The sequence below is a fragment of the Streptomyces acidicola genome (assembly GCF_009377235.1).
Classification (GTDB): Bacteria; Actinomycetota; Actinomycetes; order Streptomycetales; family Streptomycetaceae; genus Streptomyces; species Streptomyces acidicola.
In genome coordinates this window covers 1-18,297 of sequence record NZ_VMNX01000016.1, presented here as the reverse complement: position 1 = coordinate 18,297, position 18,297 = coordinate 1, and the positions used below count along the sequence as shown (strand labels likewise).

The following is an 18,297-nucleotide window of genomic DNA, read 5'->3' as shown; positions in this document are numbered from 1 at the left end:
GCCCCGGCCGCAGTCCAGGCGCCCTGATTCGGCTCTCCGCGCTCTTTCGAAGGACAAGGAACAGATGGCGAACGAGGAAAAGCTCCGCGAATACCTCAAGCGTGCGATCGCCGACGCGCAGGACGCCCACCTTCGTCTGCGTGAGGCCGAGGCGAAGGATCACGAGCCGATCGCCATCGTCGGCATGGGCTGCCGCTTCCCCGGCGGAGTCGCCTCGCCCGAGGACCTGTGGGGGCTGGTGAGCGGCGGCGGGGACGGCATCACGTCGTTCCCCACGGACCGTGGCTGGGACCTGGACGCCCTGTTCGCGACCGACGCGGAGCGGGCGGCCGGCACCTCGGCCACCCGGGAGGGCGGCTTCCTGCACGAGGCCGCCGAGTTCGACGCGGAGGCGTTCGGCATCAGCCCCCGCGAGGCCCTGGCGATGGACCCGCAGCAGCGGCTGCTGCTGGAGACGTCGTGGGAGGCCCTGGAGCGCGCCGGCATCGACCCGCTGTCCCTGCGGTCCACGGCGACCGGCGTCTTCGCCGGGCTCATGTACCACGACTACGCCTCCCGGCTCCAGGAGGTGCCGAAGGACGTTGCCGGGTTCCTCGCCAACGGCAACGCGGGCAGCGTGTTCTCCGGCCGTATCGCGTACGTCTTCGGCTTCGAGGGCCCCGCCGTCACCATCGACACCGCCTGCTCCTCGTCCCTCGTCGCCCTGCACCTCGCCTGTCAGTCCCTGCGCTCCGGCGAGTGCGGGACGGCCCTCGCGGGCGGTGTGACGGTGATGGCCGCGCCGACGACGTTCGTCGAGTTCTCCCGGCAGGGCGGACTGGCCGGCGACGGTCGCTGCAAGGCGTTCGCCGACGACGCCGACGGCACCGGATGGGCGGAGGGCGCCGGCGTCCTCGTCCTGGAGCGCCTCTCCGACGCCCGGCGCCTCGGGCATCCCGTCCTCGCCGTGATCCGGGGCAGCGCCGTCAACCAGGACGGCGCGTCCAACGGCCTCAGCGCGCCCAACGGGCCCGCACAACAGCGCGTCATCCGCCGCGCCCTGGAGTCCGCCCGGCTCACCACCGCCGACGTGGACGCCGTCGAGGCGCACGGCACCGGCACCCGGCTCGGCGACCCCATCGAGGCGCAGGCCCTGCTCGCCACCTACGGCAAGGGACGGGACGAGAAGAACCCCGTCTGGCTCGGCTCCGTGAAGTCCAACATCGGGCACACCCAGGCGGCGGCCGGCGTCGCCGGGGTCATGAAGATGGTCATGGCGCTGCGCGCCCGCCACCTGCCGCCCACCCTGCACGCGGACCGGCCCAGCTCGCACGTCGACTGGTCGGCCGGCGCCGTACGCCTCCTCACCGAGTCCCGGCCCTGGCCCGGCGCCGAACGCCCCCGCAGGGCCGCCGTGTCCTCCTTCGGCATCAGCGGCACCAACGCCCATGTGGTTCTCGAGGAAGCACCCGAACCGGCACCGGCACCCGCACCGGCCCCCGAACCGGCATCCGCACCCGATGCGGATTCCGAGCCCGAGCCCGAGCCCGAGTCCGCGCTCGACCCCGAACTCTCGTCCGCCGACACCCTTGCCCCGCCCCACGCCCTGCCTCGCATCCCCTGGGTCCTGACCGCCCGCAGCGCACCCGCCCTGGAAGCCGCGGCCGAACGCCTCGCCGCCCACGTCACCGGATCCGACGCCTCCGCCCTCGACATCGGCCACAGCCTGGCCACCGGCCGAGCCGTCCTCGACCACCGTGCCGTCGTCCTCGGCCCCGACCGCGACAACCTGCGCGCCGCCCTCGACGAAGTCACCGGCGACGATGTCACCGGCATCGCCGGCACCGCGACCGCCGTCAAGGGCACGGTCACCGAGGGCCGTACCGCCTGGCTGTTCACCGGCCAGGGCAGCCAGCGCCCCGGCATGGGCCGCGAACTGTACGCCGCGCATCCCACCTACGCCCGCGCCTTCGACGAGATCTGCGCCCTGCTGGACGCCGAACTCGCCGGAGCGCCCGGCTTCGACGTGCCCGTGCGCGAGGTGTGCTTCGCCGAACCCGGCACACCCCGGGCCGCGCTCCTGGACCGCACCGGCTACGCCCAGACGGCCATATTCGCCGTCGAGGCGGCCCTCGTCGCCCTGCTGCGCGGCTGGGGCGCCGAACCCGACGTCGTCATCGGCCACTCCATCGGCGAGATCGTCGCCGCCCACGCCACCGGCGCCCTCGAACTCCCGGACGCCGTACGGCTGGTGGCGGCCCGCGCCCGGCTCATGCAGGCCCTCCCGGACGGCGGCGCGATGGCCGCGATCGAGGCCGACGAGACCGAGGCCACCGCACTCCTTACGCAGGGCGCCGTCATCGCCGCCGTCAACGGTCCGCGCGCCGTCGTCGTCTCCGGCACCGAACAGGCCGTCGGGCAGGTCATGGAAGCGGCCCGTGAACGCGAGCTGCGCGTCACCCGCCTGCGGGTCAGCCACGCCTTCCACTCCCCGCTCATGGCTCCCATGACGGACGAGTTCGCCGAGACCATCGCGGGCATCGGCCATCGCCGCCCCGTCGTTCCCGCCGTCAGCACCCTCACCGGCCGGGCCGCCGACGGCGACGACTGGGCGAGCCCCGACTACTGGGTACGACAGGTTCGCGACGCCGTACGCTTCCACGCCGCCGTCCGCACCGCCGCCACCGAACTCGGTGTCACCCGCTTCCTGGAGATCGGCGCCGACCCCGTCCTCACGGGCCTCGTCCAGACCGCCGCCCCCGACACCGCCGCCGTGGCCACCCTGCGCGAGGGCCGCGACGAGTGCGGCTCGGTGCTGACCGCGCTCGCCGAGATGTTCGTACGGGGCGCCGCCGCCGACTGGGCCGCGGTCTTCACCGGCACCGGCGCCCGCCGCACCGACCTGCCCACCTACGCCTTCCAGCACAACCGCTACTGGCTCGACGCCACCCGGCCCGCCACTGACGCGCGCGGCCTCGGCCTCGGTGTCGCCGGACACCCGCTGCTCGGCGCTGCCGTCGCCGTGGCCGGCTCGGACAACGTCCTGCTCACCGCACGCCTGTCCGTCGCCACCGCGCCCTGGCTGGCCGATCATCTGGTCGGCGGACTCGCCGTCGTCCCCGGCACCGCCCTCGTCGAGCTCGCCGTCCAGGCAGGCCTGCGCGTCGACTGCGACCACCTCGACGAACTCACCCTCCAGGCCCCACTGATCCTCCCGGAGCAGGGCGCCGCCCAGGTCCAGATCGTCATCGACGCCGCCACCGACGACGGCCGCCGCACCGTGCGTGTCTACTCCCGCGCCGAGGACGCCGAGGTCGAACAGGCCTGGACGCTGCACGCCACCGGCACGGTCAGCGACAGGGCCCACGCCACGGCCGACGACGGGTCCTGGAACCTGCACGCCTGGCCGCCCGCCGACGCCGAACCCGCCGACCTCGCGGGTCTCTACGACCGCCTCACGGACGTCGGCCTCCAGTACGGCCCCGCCTTCCGCGGCATCACCCGCGTCTGGCGGGCCGCCGACGACTGGTACGTCGAGGCCACTCTCTCCGAACCCCTCGCTGACGCCGCCGCCTCCTTCGGCCTCCACCCCGCCCTCCTCGACACCGTCCTCCACGCCCTCGCCCTGCGCGGCGGCGACGACCGCACTGCACTCCTCCCCTTCCTGTGGTCCGGTGTCACGCTCACGGCCGTCGGCGCCACCTCGGTCCGGGCCCGGCTGCGCGTGCGCGGCGAGGGCGAGATCGACCTGCGGATCGCCGACGCGACCGGCGAACCGGTCGCCACCATCGACTCCCTCCTGCTGCGCCCCGTCTCGACCACGGACCTCGCCGCGCAGCGAACGGCGCAGGGCGCCGAGCACCTCTATCGGGTGGAGTGGACGCCCGTCACCGCGCCGCCCACCGAGCATCAGATGACTGACATCGTCGTCATGGGCGATGTCGGGGACGACTCGCGGCTGCACGCTCCCGACGCCGTCCCGACCCACCCCGACCTGGACGCACTGCTCACCGCCCTCGACGCCGGCGCCGCCACCCCGCGCCGGGTCCTGCTGCCCATCGCCGACGGCCCCGTCGCGGACGTCCTCACCCAGACCCTCGCGGTGGTGCAACGCTGGCTCGCCGAGCCGAAGTTCGCGGATTCCCGCCTGGTCGTCGTGACCTCGGGCGGCGTCGCCGTGACCCCGGACGAGACCCCCACCCCGTCCGCCGCCGGAGTCTGGGGCCTGCTCCGCGCCGCCATGAACGAGCACCCGGGCCGCTTCGCCCTCGTCGACGCCGACGGGCCGACCGCCGCCCTCCACTCCGGCGACGAGACGGATCAAGTAGCCATCCGGGACGGCCAGGTATGGGTGCCGCGGATGGTGCGGATGGCGTCGGGCGGGGTGCTCGTGCCGCCGGTGGGGGCGGGTGCCGGCTGGCGGATGGACGTGGTCGCCCAGGGGCGGCTCGACGGCGTGGCTCTGGTTCCGGAGGAGCCGCGTGCGCTGCGAGCCGGTGAGGTGCGGGTCGCGGTAAGGGCCGCGGGCGTCAACTTCCGTGACGTACTGAACGTCCTCGGCATGTACCCGGGCGATGCCGGACGGCTCGGGCACGAGGGCGCCGGCGTCGTCATCGAGGTGGCACCCGACGTGACCGGACTCGCCGTCGGCGACCGGATCATGGGCCTGCTGGACGGGGCCTTCGGCCCGGTGGCCACCACCGACGCCAGGCTGGTCACGAGGATACCGGCCGGGTGGTCGTTCGAGCAGGCGGCGTCCGTCCCGATCGTGTTCCTGACCGCCTACTACGCCCTGATGGACCTCGCCGGGCTTCAAGCCGGAGAGTCGGTACTGATCCACTCCGCTGCCGGTGGCGTCGGCATGGCTGCCGTACAGCTGGCCCAGCACCTGGGCGGCGAGGTGTACGGAACGGCGAGCGAGCCGAAGTGGCCGGTGGTACGGGGGTTGGGGGTTCCGGAGGAGCAGATCGCCTCGTCCCGGACCACGGACTTCGAGGAGCGGTTCCAGCCGGGTGTCGATGTCGTACTGGACTCGCTCGCCGGTGAGTTCGTGGACGCCTCGCTGCGGTTGGTGCGGCCCGGTGGCCGGTTCGTGGAGATGGGCAAGACCGATGTCCGTGACGCCGACGAGGTTCGGGCCGAACACGGGGTGTCGTACCGCTCGTTCGACCTGATGGATGCCGGCCCGGACCGCATCGCCGAGATGTGGGCCGCGCTGCTGGAGCTCTTCGAGCAGGGCGCGCTGCGACCGGTCACGGTCACGTCGTACGACCTCTCCCGCGCCCCGGAGGCGCTACGCCTGCTCGGGCAGGCCAAACACGTCGGCAAGGTTGTGCTGCGGGTGCCGTCGCCGTGGGGTGGCGAGGGCACGGTACTGATCACGGGAGGGACGGGTGGCCTGGGTGCGGAAGTCGCCCGGCACCTGGCCGATGTACACGGAGTACGCGATCTGCTGCTGGTGTCCCGGCGAGGTTCCGCTGCTCCCGGCGCGAGTGAACTCGTGTCCGAACTGGCCCAGTTGGGCGCCCGTGCCGAGGTACGCGCATGTGACGTGGCCGATCGCGACGCGCTCGCCGCTGTCCTTGACGGGGTTGACCTGGCCGGTGTGGTGCATGCGGCGGGCGTGCTCGATGACGGTCTGATCGGTGACCTGTCGGCCGAGCGCCTGGGCCGTGTGGTGGCCGCGAAGGCTGAATCCGCCCTGCATCTACATGAGTTGACGGCCGACCGTGACCTGACTGCCTTCGTGCTCTTCTCCTCCTTCGCGGGTGTGGTCGGCAACGCCGGTCAGGCGGCCTACTCCGCCGCGAACAATGTGCTGGATGCCCTGGCCCTGGTCCGCAGGGCCCAAGGCCTGCCTGCCGTTTCGCTGGCCTGGGGCATCTGGGCGAACGCCGACGGCATGGGCGGCACCCTCGGCGAGGCCGAGCTGGAGCGGATGGCCCGGCAGGGCTTCCCGGCGCTGGAGACGAGTGAGGGGCTCGCCCTCCTCGACGCGGCTCTGCTCGTGAACGAGCCGATCGCCGTCCCCGTCGCCCTGCGTACGCCCGCCCTCGCAGCCGTACGAGACAGTCTCCCCGGCATCCTGCAAGGTCTCGTGCCCGCCGCCGACCGTCGGCGTCGTGCCGCCGGCCAGGTGGGGGCAGCGGCTGCCTCCGGCCTGGCCCGGAAGCTGGCCGGGCTCCAGCCGGCCGAGCAGGAACGACAGATGCTGGACCTGGTGCAGGCGCAGGTCGCCGCGGTGCTCGGGCATGCGTCCGCGGGGTCGATCGACACTTCCCGCGCCTTCAAGGACCTCGGGTTCGACTCCCTGACCGCCGTCGACCTGCGCAACCGCCTCGGTTCCGCGACCGGCATCACCCTCCCCGCCACGCTGGTCTTCGACCACCCGACGCCCTCCGCCCTCGCCGGCTTCCTCAAGACCGAGCTGCTGGGCGCGGCGGACACCACGGACGACACCGTGACGGGCGCCGGCCGCCCGCGCACGGCTGTCGACGAGCCGGTTGCGATCGTGGGCATGGGCTGCCGCTTCCCGGGTGGGGCGGATTCCGCTGGAGGGCTGTGGGATCTGGTCGCGGAGGGCAGGGACGGGCTGTCGTCGCTGCCAGCGGATCGTGGCTGGGACCCTGCCCTGTTGGAGGGTCTGGCCGCCGTCGGCGGTTTCCTCGACGATGCGGCGCTCTTCGACGCCGAGTTGTTCGGGATCTCGCCGCGTGAGGCGCTGGCGATGGATCCGCAGCAGCGACTTCTGCTGGAGACTGCGTGGGAGGCGTTGGAGGACGCGGGGATCGATCCATCGTCATTGCGAGGTACCCCGACCGGCGTCTATGCCGGTGTCTCCGGGAGTGGGTACGGCGGGAACATGCAGAGCCCGCAGGGTGAGACCGGTGGGTATCTGCTGACCGGCAGTACGCCCAGTGTGGCGTCGGGGCGTCTGTCGTATGTGTTCGGGCTGGAGGGTCCGGCGGTGTCCGTGGACACGGCCTGCTCATCCGCTCTGGTGGCCCTGCATCTGGCCTGCCAGGCGTTGCGGTCGGGTGAGTGTGATCTCGCTCTGGCCGGTGGCGCCACGGTCATGGCGACGCCGGGCATCTTCCTGGAGTTCGCGCGGCAGGGCGGGCTGGCGGGTGACGGGCGGTGCAAGTCGTTCGCCGACGGTGCTGATGGGACGGGCTGGGCCGAGGGCGGCGGCATTCTCGTCCTGGAGCGGTTGTCCGATGCCCGGCGCAACAACCATCCGGTGCTGGCGGTAGTGCGCGGCAGTGCGGTGAATCAGGACGGCGCCTCGAACGGGCTGACCGCGCCGAACGGTCCGTCGCAGCAGCGGGTGATCCGGCAGGCGTTGGCCGCCGCGGGAGTGGAGGCGTCGGAAGTCGATGCCGTGGAGGCGCACGGCACCGGCACCCGGCTCGGTGACCCGATCGAGGCGCAGGCCCTCCTGGCGACGTACGGCCAGGCCCGCACCGATGATGAGCCGTTGCGGCTCGGCTCGATCAAGTCGAACATCGGGCACGCGCAGGCGGCCGCCGGTGTCGCGAGCGTCGTCAAGATGGTCATGGCCCTGCGCGAGCAGACCCTGCCCCGCACACTGCACGTCGATGAGCCGTCGTCCCACGTGGACTGGTCGGCGGGCGCGGTGGAGCTGCTGACGGAGGAGCGGGCCTGGCCGCGCGGTGAGCGTCCCCGTCGGGCGGGTGTCTCGTCCTTCGGCATCAGCGGGACCAACGCCCACGTCATCCTCGAAGAGGCTCCGATCGTGCCGTCCCCTCGCCGGCCGGAGTCCCCGACCCTGGTGCCGCTCATTCCATGGGCGCTGTCCGGACGCAGCCGGCAGGCCATGGACGCGCAGTCGGACAGGCTCGCCACCTTCCTGGCCGAGCGGCCCGAGCTGTCCCCCCTCGACATCGGACTGTCCCTGGCCACGTCCCGCGCGGCGCTGGACCACCGGGCCGTCGTGCTGGGCCGGGACGCCGACGAGCTGCGGTCGGGGCTCGCCATGCCCGCCGTGACCGGTGTCGTCGCCGAGGGCCGCACCGCCTGGATGTTCACCGGCCAGGGCAGTCAGCGCCTCGGCATGGGGCGCGAACTGCACGCCGCCTACCCGGAGTTCGCCCGCGCCTTCGACGAGACGGCGGCCCTGCTGGAGGCCGAGCTGTCCGGTGCCGACGGCTTCCCCCTCCCGCTGCGCGCCGTCCTCTTCGCGGACGAGGGCTCAGAAGCCGCCGCCCTCCTCGACCGCACCGGCTACGCACAAGCAGCCCTGTTCGCAGTCGAGACCGCGCTCGCGGCACTCCTGGACTCCTGGGGACTGCGCCCCGATCTGGTGCTGGGCCATTCCATCGGCGAATACGCGGCCGCGTACACGGCCGGCGTCTTCGAACTCCCGGATGTCGTACGGCTGGTGGCGGCTCGGGCCCGGCTGATGCAGGCGCTGCCCGAGGGTGGTGCGATGGCCGCGGTGGAGGCCGACGAGGCGGAGATCGCCGAGCTGCTCACCACCGACGTGACGATCGCCGCGGTCAATGGACCTACCGCCGTGGTCGTCTCCGGGACCGAGGAAGGCGTCGAGCGGGTCATGGCGGCGGTCCGTGAACGCGGTCGCCGGGTCACCCGTCTACGTGTCTCGCACGCCTTCCATTCCCCGCTCATGGAGCCGATGCTCGACGAGTTCACCGTCGTCGCCGAGCAGGTCACCTACCACCGGCCGACGCTGCCCGTTGTCAGCAGCCTGACCGGTGCCCCGCTCGGCGACGGCGACTGGACCACCCCCGACTACTGGGTGCGGCAGGTGCGAGAGGCCGTCCGCTTCCACGACGCGGCGCGCACGGCCGTGGACGAACTCGGCGCCGTACGGTTCCTCGAAGTCGGCCCCGATCCCGTCCTGTCCGCCATGGTGGAACCGGCGTTCGCACTCTCCGCGCTGCGCAGGAACCTGCCCGAGGCGGAGACCGCACTCCGTGCCGTCGCCGAGCTGTACGTCCGGGGCACCGCCGTCCACTGGCCGGCCGTGTTCGAGGGCAGCGGTGCCGTACGGACGGCGCTGCCGACGTACGCGTTCCAGCGCGAGCGGTACTGGCTGCGCGACGTGGGCTCGGCCGGGGACGCGCGCGGCCTCGGGCTCGGGGCCGCCGACCATCCGCTGCTCGGCGCGGCCGTCCCCGTCGCCGGATCGGACGCCGTCCTGCTGACCGCCAGGCTGTCGACGGCCGTCGCACCTTGGCTCGCGGACCACGTCGTGGGTGAGACGGTCGTCGTACCGGGCACGGCACTGGTCGAACTCGCCCTGGCGGCGGCCGACCGCGCGGCCTGCGACCGCGTCGACGAACTCACCCTCCAGGCACCGCTGATCCTCCCCGAGCAGGGCGCCGTCCAGATCCAGATCTCCCTCGACGCCCCCGACGACACGGGCGCCCGCCCGCTGCGTCTGTACGCCCGCCCGGACCACACCGAGGACGACTCCATCTGGACCCTGCACGCCGAGGGAACGGTGAGCGGCGGCAAGACACCCGCCCAGTCCGCGGAGTTGCGGACGTGGCCTCCCACGGACGCCCAACAGATCGACACGACCGGGCTGTACGAAAGGCTGGCCGAGACCGGCCTGCGCTACGGCAGCGCCTTCCGTGGCCTGCGGCAGGTCTGGGCCCGGGGCGAGGAACTGTACGTCGAGGCCGCGCTGCCCGAAGGCGCGGACCCCGAGGCGAACGCCTTCGCACTGCACCCGGCCCTGCTGGACTCGGTGCTGCACGCCCTCGCCCTGCGTGCGGACGAACAGCACGGTGCCCTGCTGCCGTTCGCCTGGACGGGCGTCTCCTGCCACGCCGTCGGCGCGGACCTCGTTCGCGTTCGGATCGTCCCGCGCGGCTCCGGCACCTATGCCCTGTACGTCGCCGACGCCACCGGCGCGCCCGTCGCCGTAGTCGAGTCACTGTTGCTGCGCCCGGCCTCGCCCGCCCAGTTCGCCGCCGGCGCAGCCGCCACGAGCGCGGAACATCTCTACCGCGTGGAGTGGGCCCCGGCCCCCGGCGAGCCCACGGCCGACTCCGCCGACACCGCTGCCCCGGCCGGCCCGGTGACCGTCCTGCGAGTGCCGGACGACGCCGAGCCCTGGCACGGGGCGGGACTCGCCCTCGTTCCTTGCGACGGCGACGGCGACGGCGACGGCGACGGCGACGGTGACGGTGATGGTGACGGTGATGGCGACATACGCGCCACCGGAACCGTCCTGCTCCCGGTCCGCCGTCGGGCAGGTACCCACGCGGTGACCGAGGTCCTGGCGGCCGTCCGGGAATGGCTCACCGAGGAGCGCTACGCCGGCGCGCGCCTTGTGGTCGTGACCAACGGAGCCGTCGCCGTCCGGGACGGCGAGATCCCCGACGCCGGCGGCGCGGGCGTCTGGGGACTGGTGCGCTCCGCCTTGAACGAGCACCCGGGCCGTTTCGCTCTCATCGATGTCGATGACGACCCGGCGTCCTACCGCTTGGCCGCCGCCCCCATCGACGACCAACAGGTCGCGATCCGCGCAGGCCGGATCTGGGCGCCGCGGATGGTACGGATGGCGTCGGGCGGGGTGCTGGTACCGCCGGTGGGTAGGGGCGCTCGCTGGCGGATGGACGTGGTGGCTCAGGGCCGGCTGGACGGGGTCGGGCTGGTTCCCGAGGATCCGCGCGCCCTCGGCCCCGGCGAGGTACGGGTCGCTGTACGGGCCGCCGGCGTCAACTTCCGTGACGTACTGAACGTCCTCGGCATGTACCCGGGCGACGCCGGTCGGCTCGGGCACGAAGGTGCCGGTGTGGTCCTGGAGGTTGGCCCGGAGGTGACCGACCTGATCGTCGGCGACCGGGTGATGGGCCTGCTGGACGGGGCGTTCGCTCCGACGGCCGTGACCGACTCCCGACTGCTGACGCGGATACCGGACGGGTGGACGTTCGAGCAGGCGGCGTCCGTGCCGATCGTGTTCCTCACCGCGTACTACGCCCTGGTGGACCTGGCCGGACTTGAGGCGGGGGAGTCGGTGCTGATCCACTCCGCCGCCGGCGGAGTGGGCACGGCGGCCGTACAACTCGCCCGCCACCTGGGGGCCGAGGTGTACGCGACGGCGAGCGAGCCGAAGTGGCCGGTCGTGCGTGATCTCGGGGTCCCCGATGAGCGGATCGCCTCCTCCCGGACGACCGAGTTCGAGGCGCGGTTCCAGCCGGGTGTCGATGTCGTGCTGGACTCCCTCGCCGGCGAATTCGTGGACGCCTCGCTGCGGCTGGTGCGGCCCGGTGGCCGCTTCGTGGAGATGGGCAAGACCGACATCCGTGACGCCGAAGAGGTGCGGGCCGAGCACGGCATCGACTACACCGCCTTCGACCTCATCGACGCGGGCCCCGACCGGATCGCCGAGATGTTCGCGGCACTGCTGAACCTGTTCGAGGCCGGCGCCCTACGTCCCGCCCCGGTCACCGCCTACGGGATCTCGCGCGCCCCGGAGGCGTTGCGTCTGCTGGGGCAGGCCAAGCACGTCGGCAAGGTCGTGTTGCGGGTGCCGTCGCCGTGGGGTGGCGAGGGCACGGTGCTGATCACGGGCGGGACGGGTGGTCTGGGTGCGGAGGTCGCCCGGCACCTGGTCACCGAGCACGGCGTGCGGGATCTGCTCCTCGTCTCCCGGCGCGGGCCGGAGGCTCCGGGTGCCCCTGAACTCGCGGCGGAGATCGAAGAGTTGGGCGCCCGAGTCGAGGTGCGGGCGTGCGATGCCTCCGACCGCACGGAGCTCGCTGCCCTGCTCGACGGTGTCGAACTGTCCGGTGTGGTGCATGCGGCGGGCGTTCTCGACGACGGTCTGATCGCCGACTTTACTGCGGAGCGGCTGGCCCCTGTCATGGCGGCGAAGGCTGAATCCGCACTGCATCTCCACGAGTTGACGGCCGACCGTGACCTGTCCGCCTTCGTTCTCTTCTCCTCGTTCGCGGGTGTGGTGGGCAACGCCGGTCAGGCCGCCTACTCCGCCGCGAACAACATCCTCGACGCCCTCGCGGCCACCCGTCGTGCCCAGGGACTACCGGCTGTGTCGCTGGCCTGGGGCATGTGGGCGCACGCCGACGGCATGGGCGGCACTCTCGGCGGACCGGAGCTGGAGCGGCTCGCGCGGCAGGGCTTTCCGGCGCTGAAGACGGGCGAGGGCCTGGCCCTACTCGACGCGGCGCTCGTCGCCGACGAGCCGAACGCCGTCCCCGTCGCCCTGCGTACGTCAGCCCTGGCAGCCGTACGCGACAGCCTGCCCGGCATCCTGCAAGGCGTCGTACCGGCTACCGACCGTCGACGTCGTGCCGCCGGGCTGACCGCGACCGGCGGTGCCCTGGCCGGACGGCTGCGGGAGCTGTCCGTGGAGGAGCAGGAGCGCGAGCTGCTGGACCTGGTGCAGGCGCAGGTGGCGGCGGTGCTCGGTCATGCGTCGGCGGGGACGGTCGACGCGTCCCGCGCCTTCAAGGACCTCGGATTCGATTCGCTGACCGCCGTCGACCTGCGCAATCGGCTCGGCTCCGCCACCGGCATCACGCTGCCGGTGACCGTCATCTTCGACCACCCGACGCCGGCCGCGCTGGCCGCGTCCCTGCGGGAGCAACTCGTCGGCGCGCCGGCCGGCAATCCGACCGAAGAGACGGAGGGGACGACCCGCCGTGGCGCCGTACTCGCCGACGAGCCCATCGCCGTCATCGGCATGGGCTGCCGCTACCCCGGCGGCGTGGACTCGCCCGAAGCGCTCTGGTCGCTGGTGGCTGAAGGCGGCGACGGCATCACGCCGTTCCCCCTCGACCGCGGCTGGAACATGAAGACGCTGGAGGGGCTGGCGGCGGTCGGCGGATTCATCGACGGCGCGACGGAGTTCGACGCCGAGCTGTTCGGGATCTCGCCGCGTGAGGCCCTCGCCATGGACCCGCAGCAGCGGTTGCTTCTGGAGACGGCCTGGGAGGCCTTGGAGCGCGCGGGCATCGACCCGCTGTCCCTCCAGGGTTCGGCGACAGGCGTGTACGCGGGTGTGTCCGCGAACGGGTACTCCGGCGGACAGGAGGACGACGACGCCGCCCCGGAGACGGACGGCTATCTGCTGACGGGCAGTACGCCGAGTGTGGCGTCGGGGCGTCTGTCGTATGTGCTCGGGCTGGAGGGGCCGGCCGTGTCCGTGGACACCGCCTGCTCCTCGGCGCTGGTCGCCCTGCATCTGGCCGCCCAGGCGCTGCGGGCCGGCGAGTGCGACATGGCCCTGGCCGGTGGCGCCACCGTGATGGCGACGCCGGGCATGTTCCTGGAGTTCGCGCGGCAGGGCGGGCTCGCCGGGGACGGCCGCTGCAAGTCCTTTGCCGACAGCGCCGACGGGACCGGCTGGAGCGAGGGCGGGGGCATGCTCGTTCTGGAGCGGTTGTCCGACGCCCGCCGCAACAACCATCCGGTGCTGGCGGTGGTGCGGGGCAGTGCGGTCAATCAGGACGGTGCGTCCAACGGGCTGACCGCGCCGAACGGTCCGTCCCAGCAACGCGTCATCCGCCAGGCGCTGAAGGCGGCCCACGTCTCGCCCGCCGAGGTCGACGTGGTCGAGGCGCACGGCACCGGCACCCGGCTCGGCGACCCGATCGAGGCACACGCCCTGCTCGCGACGTACGGACAGGCGCGCGCCGACGACGAGCCGCTGTGGCTCGGCTCGATCAAGTCGAACATCGGGCACGCCCAGGCGGGTGCAGCCGCGGCGAGCGTCATCAAGATGGTCATGGCGCTCCAGCGGCGTCACCTGCCCCGGACCCTGCACGCCGACCGGCCCTCCGAGCACATCGACTGGGAGTCCGGTGCGGTACGGCTGCTCACCGAGCCCCGGGACTGGGAGGCATCCGGACATCCGCGCCGGGCCGGTGTGTCCTCGTTCGGCATCAGCGGTACGAACGCCCACGTCATCCTGGAAGAAGCCTCGGACGGCGAGAGTGCGAGCGGGCGCGAGCCGGGCGCCACCCCGGGCGCGGGCGAAGCGGACTCCGGTTCCCCGCTCGTGCCCTGGGTGCTGTCCGGCCGTACCGACCGGGCGACCCGGGCCCAGGCGGCCCGGCTGACGAGCTTCCTCGCCTCCTCGGACGAGCCGGCCTTCCCCGGCGACGTGGCGCACGCGCTGGCCACGACCCGCGCCGTGCTCGACCACCGTGCCGTCGTACTCGGCACCGACCTTGACCAACTGCGCGCCGGACTGGACGCGTTGGCGGCCGACGGTACCCCCGCGGCCGGCCACGCCACGGTCGTCACCGGCACCGTCGGCGAGGGCCGCACTGCGTGGATGTTCACCGGGCAGGGCAGCCAACGGCCCGGAATGGGACGGGAACTCCACGCCGCCTACCCGGTGTTCGCGCAGACCCTGGACGCCGTGTGCGAACTGCTCGAAGCCGAACTCAGGGGGCCCGAGGCCGGATTCACGCATCCGCTGCGGGACCTGCTGCTCGCCGAACCCGACGGTCAGCAGGACGACGCGAACCCGCTGAACGCCACCGGCTACGCGCAGTCGGCCCTCTTCGCCCTGCAAGTGGCGCTCGTCGAACTGCTCAGGTCCTGGGGCGTCCGACCCGACCTCGTGCTCGGCCATTCGGTGGGCGAGTTGGCGGCTGCTTATGCGGCCGGGGTCTTCGAACTCCCTGACGTGGTACGGCTGGTAGCGGCTCGGGCGCGGTTGATGCAGGCGCTGCCCGAGGGTGGCGCGATGGCCGCCGTGGAGGGTGGCGAGGCCGAGGTGACAGGGCTGCTGAAGGAGCTGACCGGCAGTGGCCAGGTCGCCGTCGCCGTCGTCAACGGGCCCTCGTCCGTGGTGGTGTCCGGCGACGAGGAACTGGTCGTCGAGGCGATGGACGTGGCACGCGGACAGGGACGCAGGGTGTCCCGGCTGCGGGTCAGCCACGCCTTCCACTCACCGCTGATGGACCCGATGCTCGCCGACTTCGCCACCGTCGCCGAGACGATTCGCTACCGCCGCCCGACGACCTCCGCCGTGAGCACCGCCACGGGCGAGTCGGTCACGACGCAGTGGGCGTCCGCCGCCTACTGGGTGGATCAGGTGCGTCGTCCCGTGCGCTTCCACGACGCCCTCACCACCGTCACGGGCGACTTCGGCGCGACACGGCTCCTGGAACTCGGCCCCGACCCGGTCCTGACCGCGCTCGCCCGCTCCGTCTCCGACGGGCGCGTCACCGCGGCCGCCGCCCTGCGGGCCGGCCGTCCCGAGGCCGAGACGCTGCTCACGGCCGTGGCCGACCTCTTCGTCCGCGGCATGCGGACCGACTGGTCCGCTGTCGCGGCAGCCGCAGACCCCACCAGCCTCGGGGCAGGTGCACGCGTCGAACTGCCCACGTACGCCTTCCAGCGCCGCCGCTACTGGCTGCGCGACCGCCGGGCACAGCGGCCGGTCGCCGTACGGCAGCACGGCACCGACGCCGAATTCTGGAGCCTCGTGGACGGCGGCGACCCCGCCGCGCTCGCCGACCGGCTCGGCGTCAGCGCGGACGCGCCTCTCGGCTCCCTGCTGCCGGCGCTGTCCGACTGGCGCAAGCGGCAGAGCGAGGCGTCCGAACTCGCCGCCTGGCGCTACACGGTCACCTGGAAGCCGGTCGGCGTACCGGCCGCCACGCTCACCGGGAACTGGCTGGTCGTCGCCCCCGAGCAGGTGACGGCCGACCAGGACGACTTCGCCGAACAGTGCGCGCACGCCCTGCGGGACGCCGGCGCCCAGGTCACCGTACTGACCATCGGCAGCCACGACAGCCGCACCGCGCTCGCCGCCCGGGTACGTGAACTCGCCCCGGACGGCGCGCTGTCCCTCCTCGCGTGGGCGGAGGAACAGCAGCCCACCGGGGACGGACACCAGCGCCGGGGCGCAGCGGACGGGCACCAGCTCGCGGCCGACGGACACCAGGCCACGAGTGACGGACACCGTGCCACCGGCGACGGACAACCGCCCGCCGCGACCGGTCTGACCCTGCTGCTCGCCCAAGCGTGGGCCGACGCGGCCGGTGGGACCGGTGCGCCGCTGTGGTGCGCGACCCGGTCCGCGGTGTCCGTCGGCACCGGGGATCCGCTCCGGCACCCCGCCCAGGCACAGCTGTGGGGGCTCGGGCGCAGTCTCGCCCTCGAACACCCCGACATCTGGGGCGGGTTGGCCGACCTTCCGGTCCGGCCCGGGCACCGGGACCTGACCCGGCTCGCCCAGCTCCTCGCCCACGGCCGCTCCACCACCTGGTCCGAGGACCAGCTCGCCGTCCGCGCGGGCGGTGTCTTCGCCGCGCGCTTCGTACGGGACGACGGCCCCGGCACCGCCCGTCCCGAAGAGCCCCCAGTGGACGGCCTGCGCGGCACCGTACTGATCACCGGCGGCACCGGAGCCCTCGGCCGGCACCTCGCCCGACGGTTCGCCGAGCGGAGCGCCCGGCATCTGCTGCTCGTCTCCCGGCGCGGCGCCGACGCCCCCGGCGCCACCGAACTGCGCGACGAACTCGCCGCGCTCGGCACCCGCGTCACCCTGGCCGCCTGCGACCTCATCGACCGCGACGAGGTCCGCGCGCTGATCGACGGGATCCCCGAGGACACCCCGCTCACCGGCATCGTGCACGCGGCCGGCATGCCCGCCAACGGCGTCCTCGCCGACCTCACCCCACGGCACCTCGCCGACGCCCTCGCCGCCAAGGCCCGTGCGGCCGACCTGCTGCACGAACTGACCGCCGACCGGGACCTCGGACTGTTCGTCCTGTTCGCCTCCGTGACCGGCGTCCTCGGCAACGCAGGCCAGGCCGCCTACGCCGCCGCCAACGCCCACCTCGACGCGCTCGCCCAGCACCGCCGTGCCGCCGGTCTGCCGGCCACGTCCGTTGCCTGGGGGCCCTGGGCCGGGGACGGCATGGCCGCCGACCGGGCCGCCGACGAACGCATTCGCCGCTCCGGACTGCGCCCCCTGCCGCCGGAGCGCGCGCTCGCCGCACTGGACCAGGTGCTCGCCGCCGACCGCCCCTGCACCGCCGTGGTGGACGTCTCCTGGGACCGGTTCGCGACCGCGTTCGCCCTGGCGCGCCCCAGCGCCTTGCTCGCCGACCTGCCCGACGCGACGACCGCCACCCGCAGCGGCACCGGCACGACGGCCGCCGCACCCGGCGAACTCGTCGCGCGGCTGCGTGCCCTGCCGGCCGGCGAACGCGAGCGTGCCCTGGGCGACTTCGTCCAGTCCCGCGTCGCCGCGGTGCTCGGCCACGAGACGCCCGCCGCGATCGACGCCGACCGTGCCTTCAAGGACTTCGGCTTCGACTCCCTCACGGCCGTCGACCTGCGCAACCAGCTGATGGCCGCGACCGGACTCCGCCTGGCGACCACACTCGTCTTCGACCACCCCACCCCGGCCGTCCTCGCCCGCCACCTCCACACCGAACTCTTCCCCGACGACACCGTGGACACCTCCCCGCAGGACCTGACGGAAGTCGACGAGGCCCGTCTACGCCGCGTCCTCGCCGCGGTCCCGCTCAGCCGACTGCACGAGGCCGGCCTCCTGCCCGGCCTGCGCACCCTGCTGGCGGAGGCCGACGACGCGGAACGGCGCGCCGAGGACGAAAGCGCGATCTGGTCCGACGACACGCCGGACGAGGACACCGCCATCGCCGACCTCGCCGTCGACGACCTGGTGAACCTCGCACTCGGCGACATGACCGACGAGGCCAACACGACTGCTGCGACCGACGCAGCCGCCCTCGCAGCCGACGACGACTTCGGCTTTGACTCCGACCCACGAGACTGACAGAGGCATCGATGAGCGCACCGTACGAAAAGGTCGTCCAGGCCCTGCGCAAGTCCCTGGAGGAGACCGAGACGTTGAAGAAGCGCAACCGCCAACTTGTCGCGGCCTCCCGCGAACCCGTCGCGATCGTGGGGATGGGGTGCCGTTTTCCGGGTGGTGTCTCGTCTCCGGATGAGTTGTGGGAGTTGCTCGCGGCCGGTCGTGATGGTGTGGCGTCGTTTCCGGCCGACCGTGGTTGGGATATCGAGCGCCTCTATCACCCTGATCCGGAGCACTCCGGGACTTCGTATGTGAATTCCGGTGGGTTTGTGTCGGGTGTGGCGGATTTTGATGCGGAGTTGTTTGGGATTTCGCCGCGTGAGGCGTTGGCGATGGATCCGCAGCAGCGGTTGTTGTTGGAGGTGTCGTGGGAGGCGTTGGAGCGGGCTGGTGTGGATCCGGTGTCGGTGCGGGGGTCGGTGTCGGGTGTGTTTGTGGGGACGAATGGTCAGGATTATTTGTTGGCGTCGCGGGGTGGTTTTGGTGGGGTTGAGGGG

General features: G+C 73.0%; 2 protein-coding genes. Both read left to right on the top strand.

Going from position 1 to position 18,297, the window contains the following annotated elements; genetic code table 11:
• Positions 1 to 64 precede the first annotated feature (64 nt).
• Positions 65 to 17,761 carry a type I polyketide synthase gene (locus tag FPZ41_RS48015; RefSeq protein ID WP_322619942.1) on the top strand — a complete coding sequence of 5,899 codons (17,697 nt, stop codon included), beginning with the start codon at positions 65 to 67 and terminating at the stop codon, positions 17,759 to 17,761.
• An 11-nt stretch (positions 17,762 to 17,772) separates the two neighbouring features.
• Positions 17,773 to 18,297 (top strand): beta-ketoacyl synthase N-terminal-like domain-containing protein (locus tag FPZ41_RS07790; RefSeq protein WP_228022579.1); only part of this gene is annotated, 525 nt, incomplete at its 3' end.

Bases quoted from the DNA above. Each gene is read 5' to 3' on its own strand.
- FPZ41_RS48015 (WP_322619942.1), top strand. From the start codon at position 65: ATGGCGAACGAGGAAAAGCTCCGCGAATACCTCAAGCGTGCGATCGCC.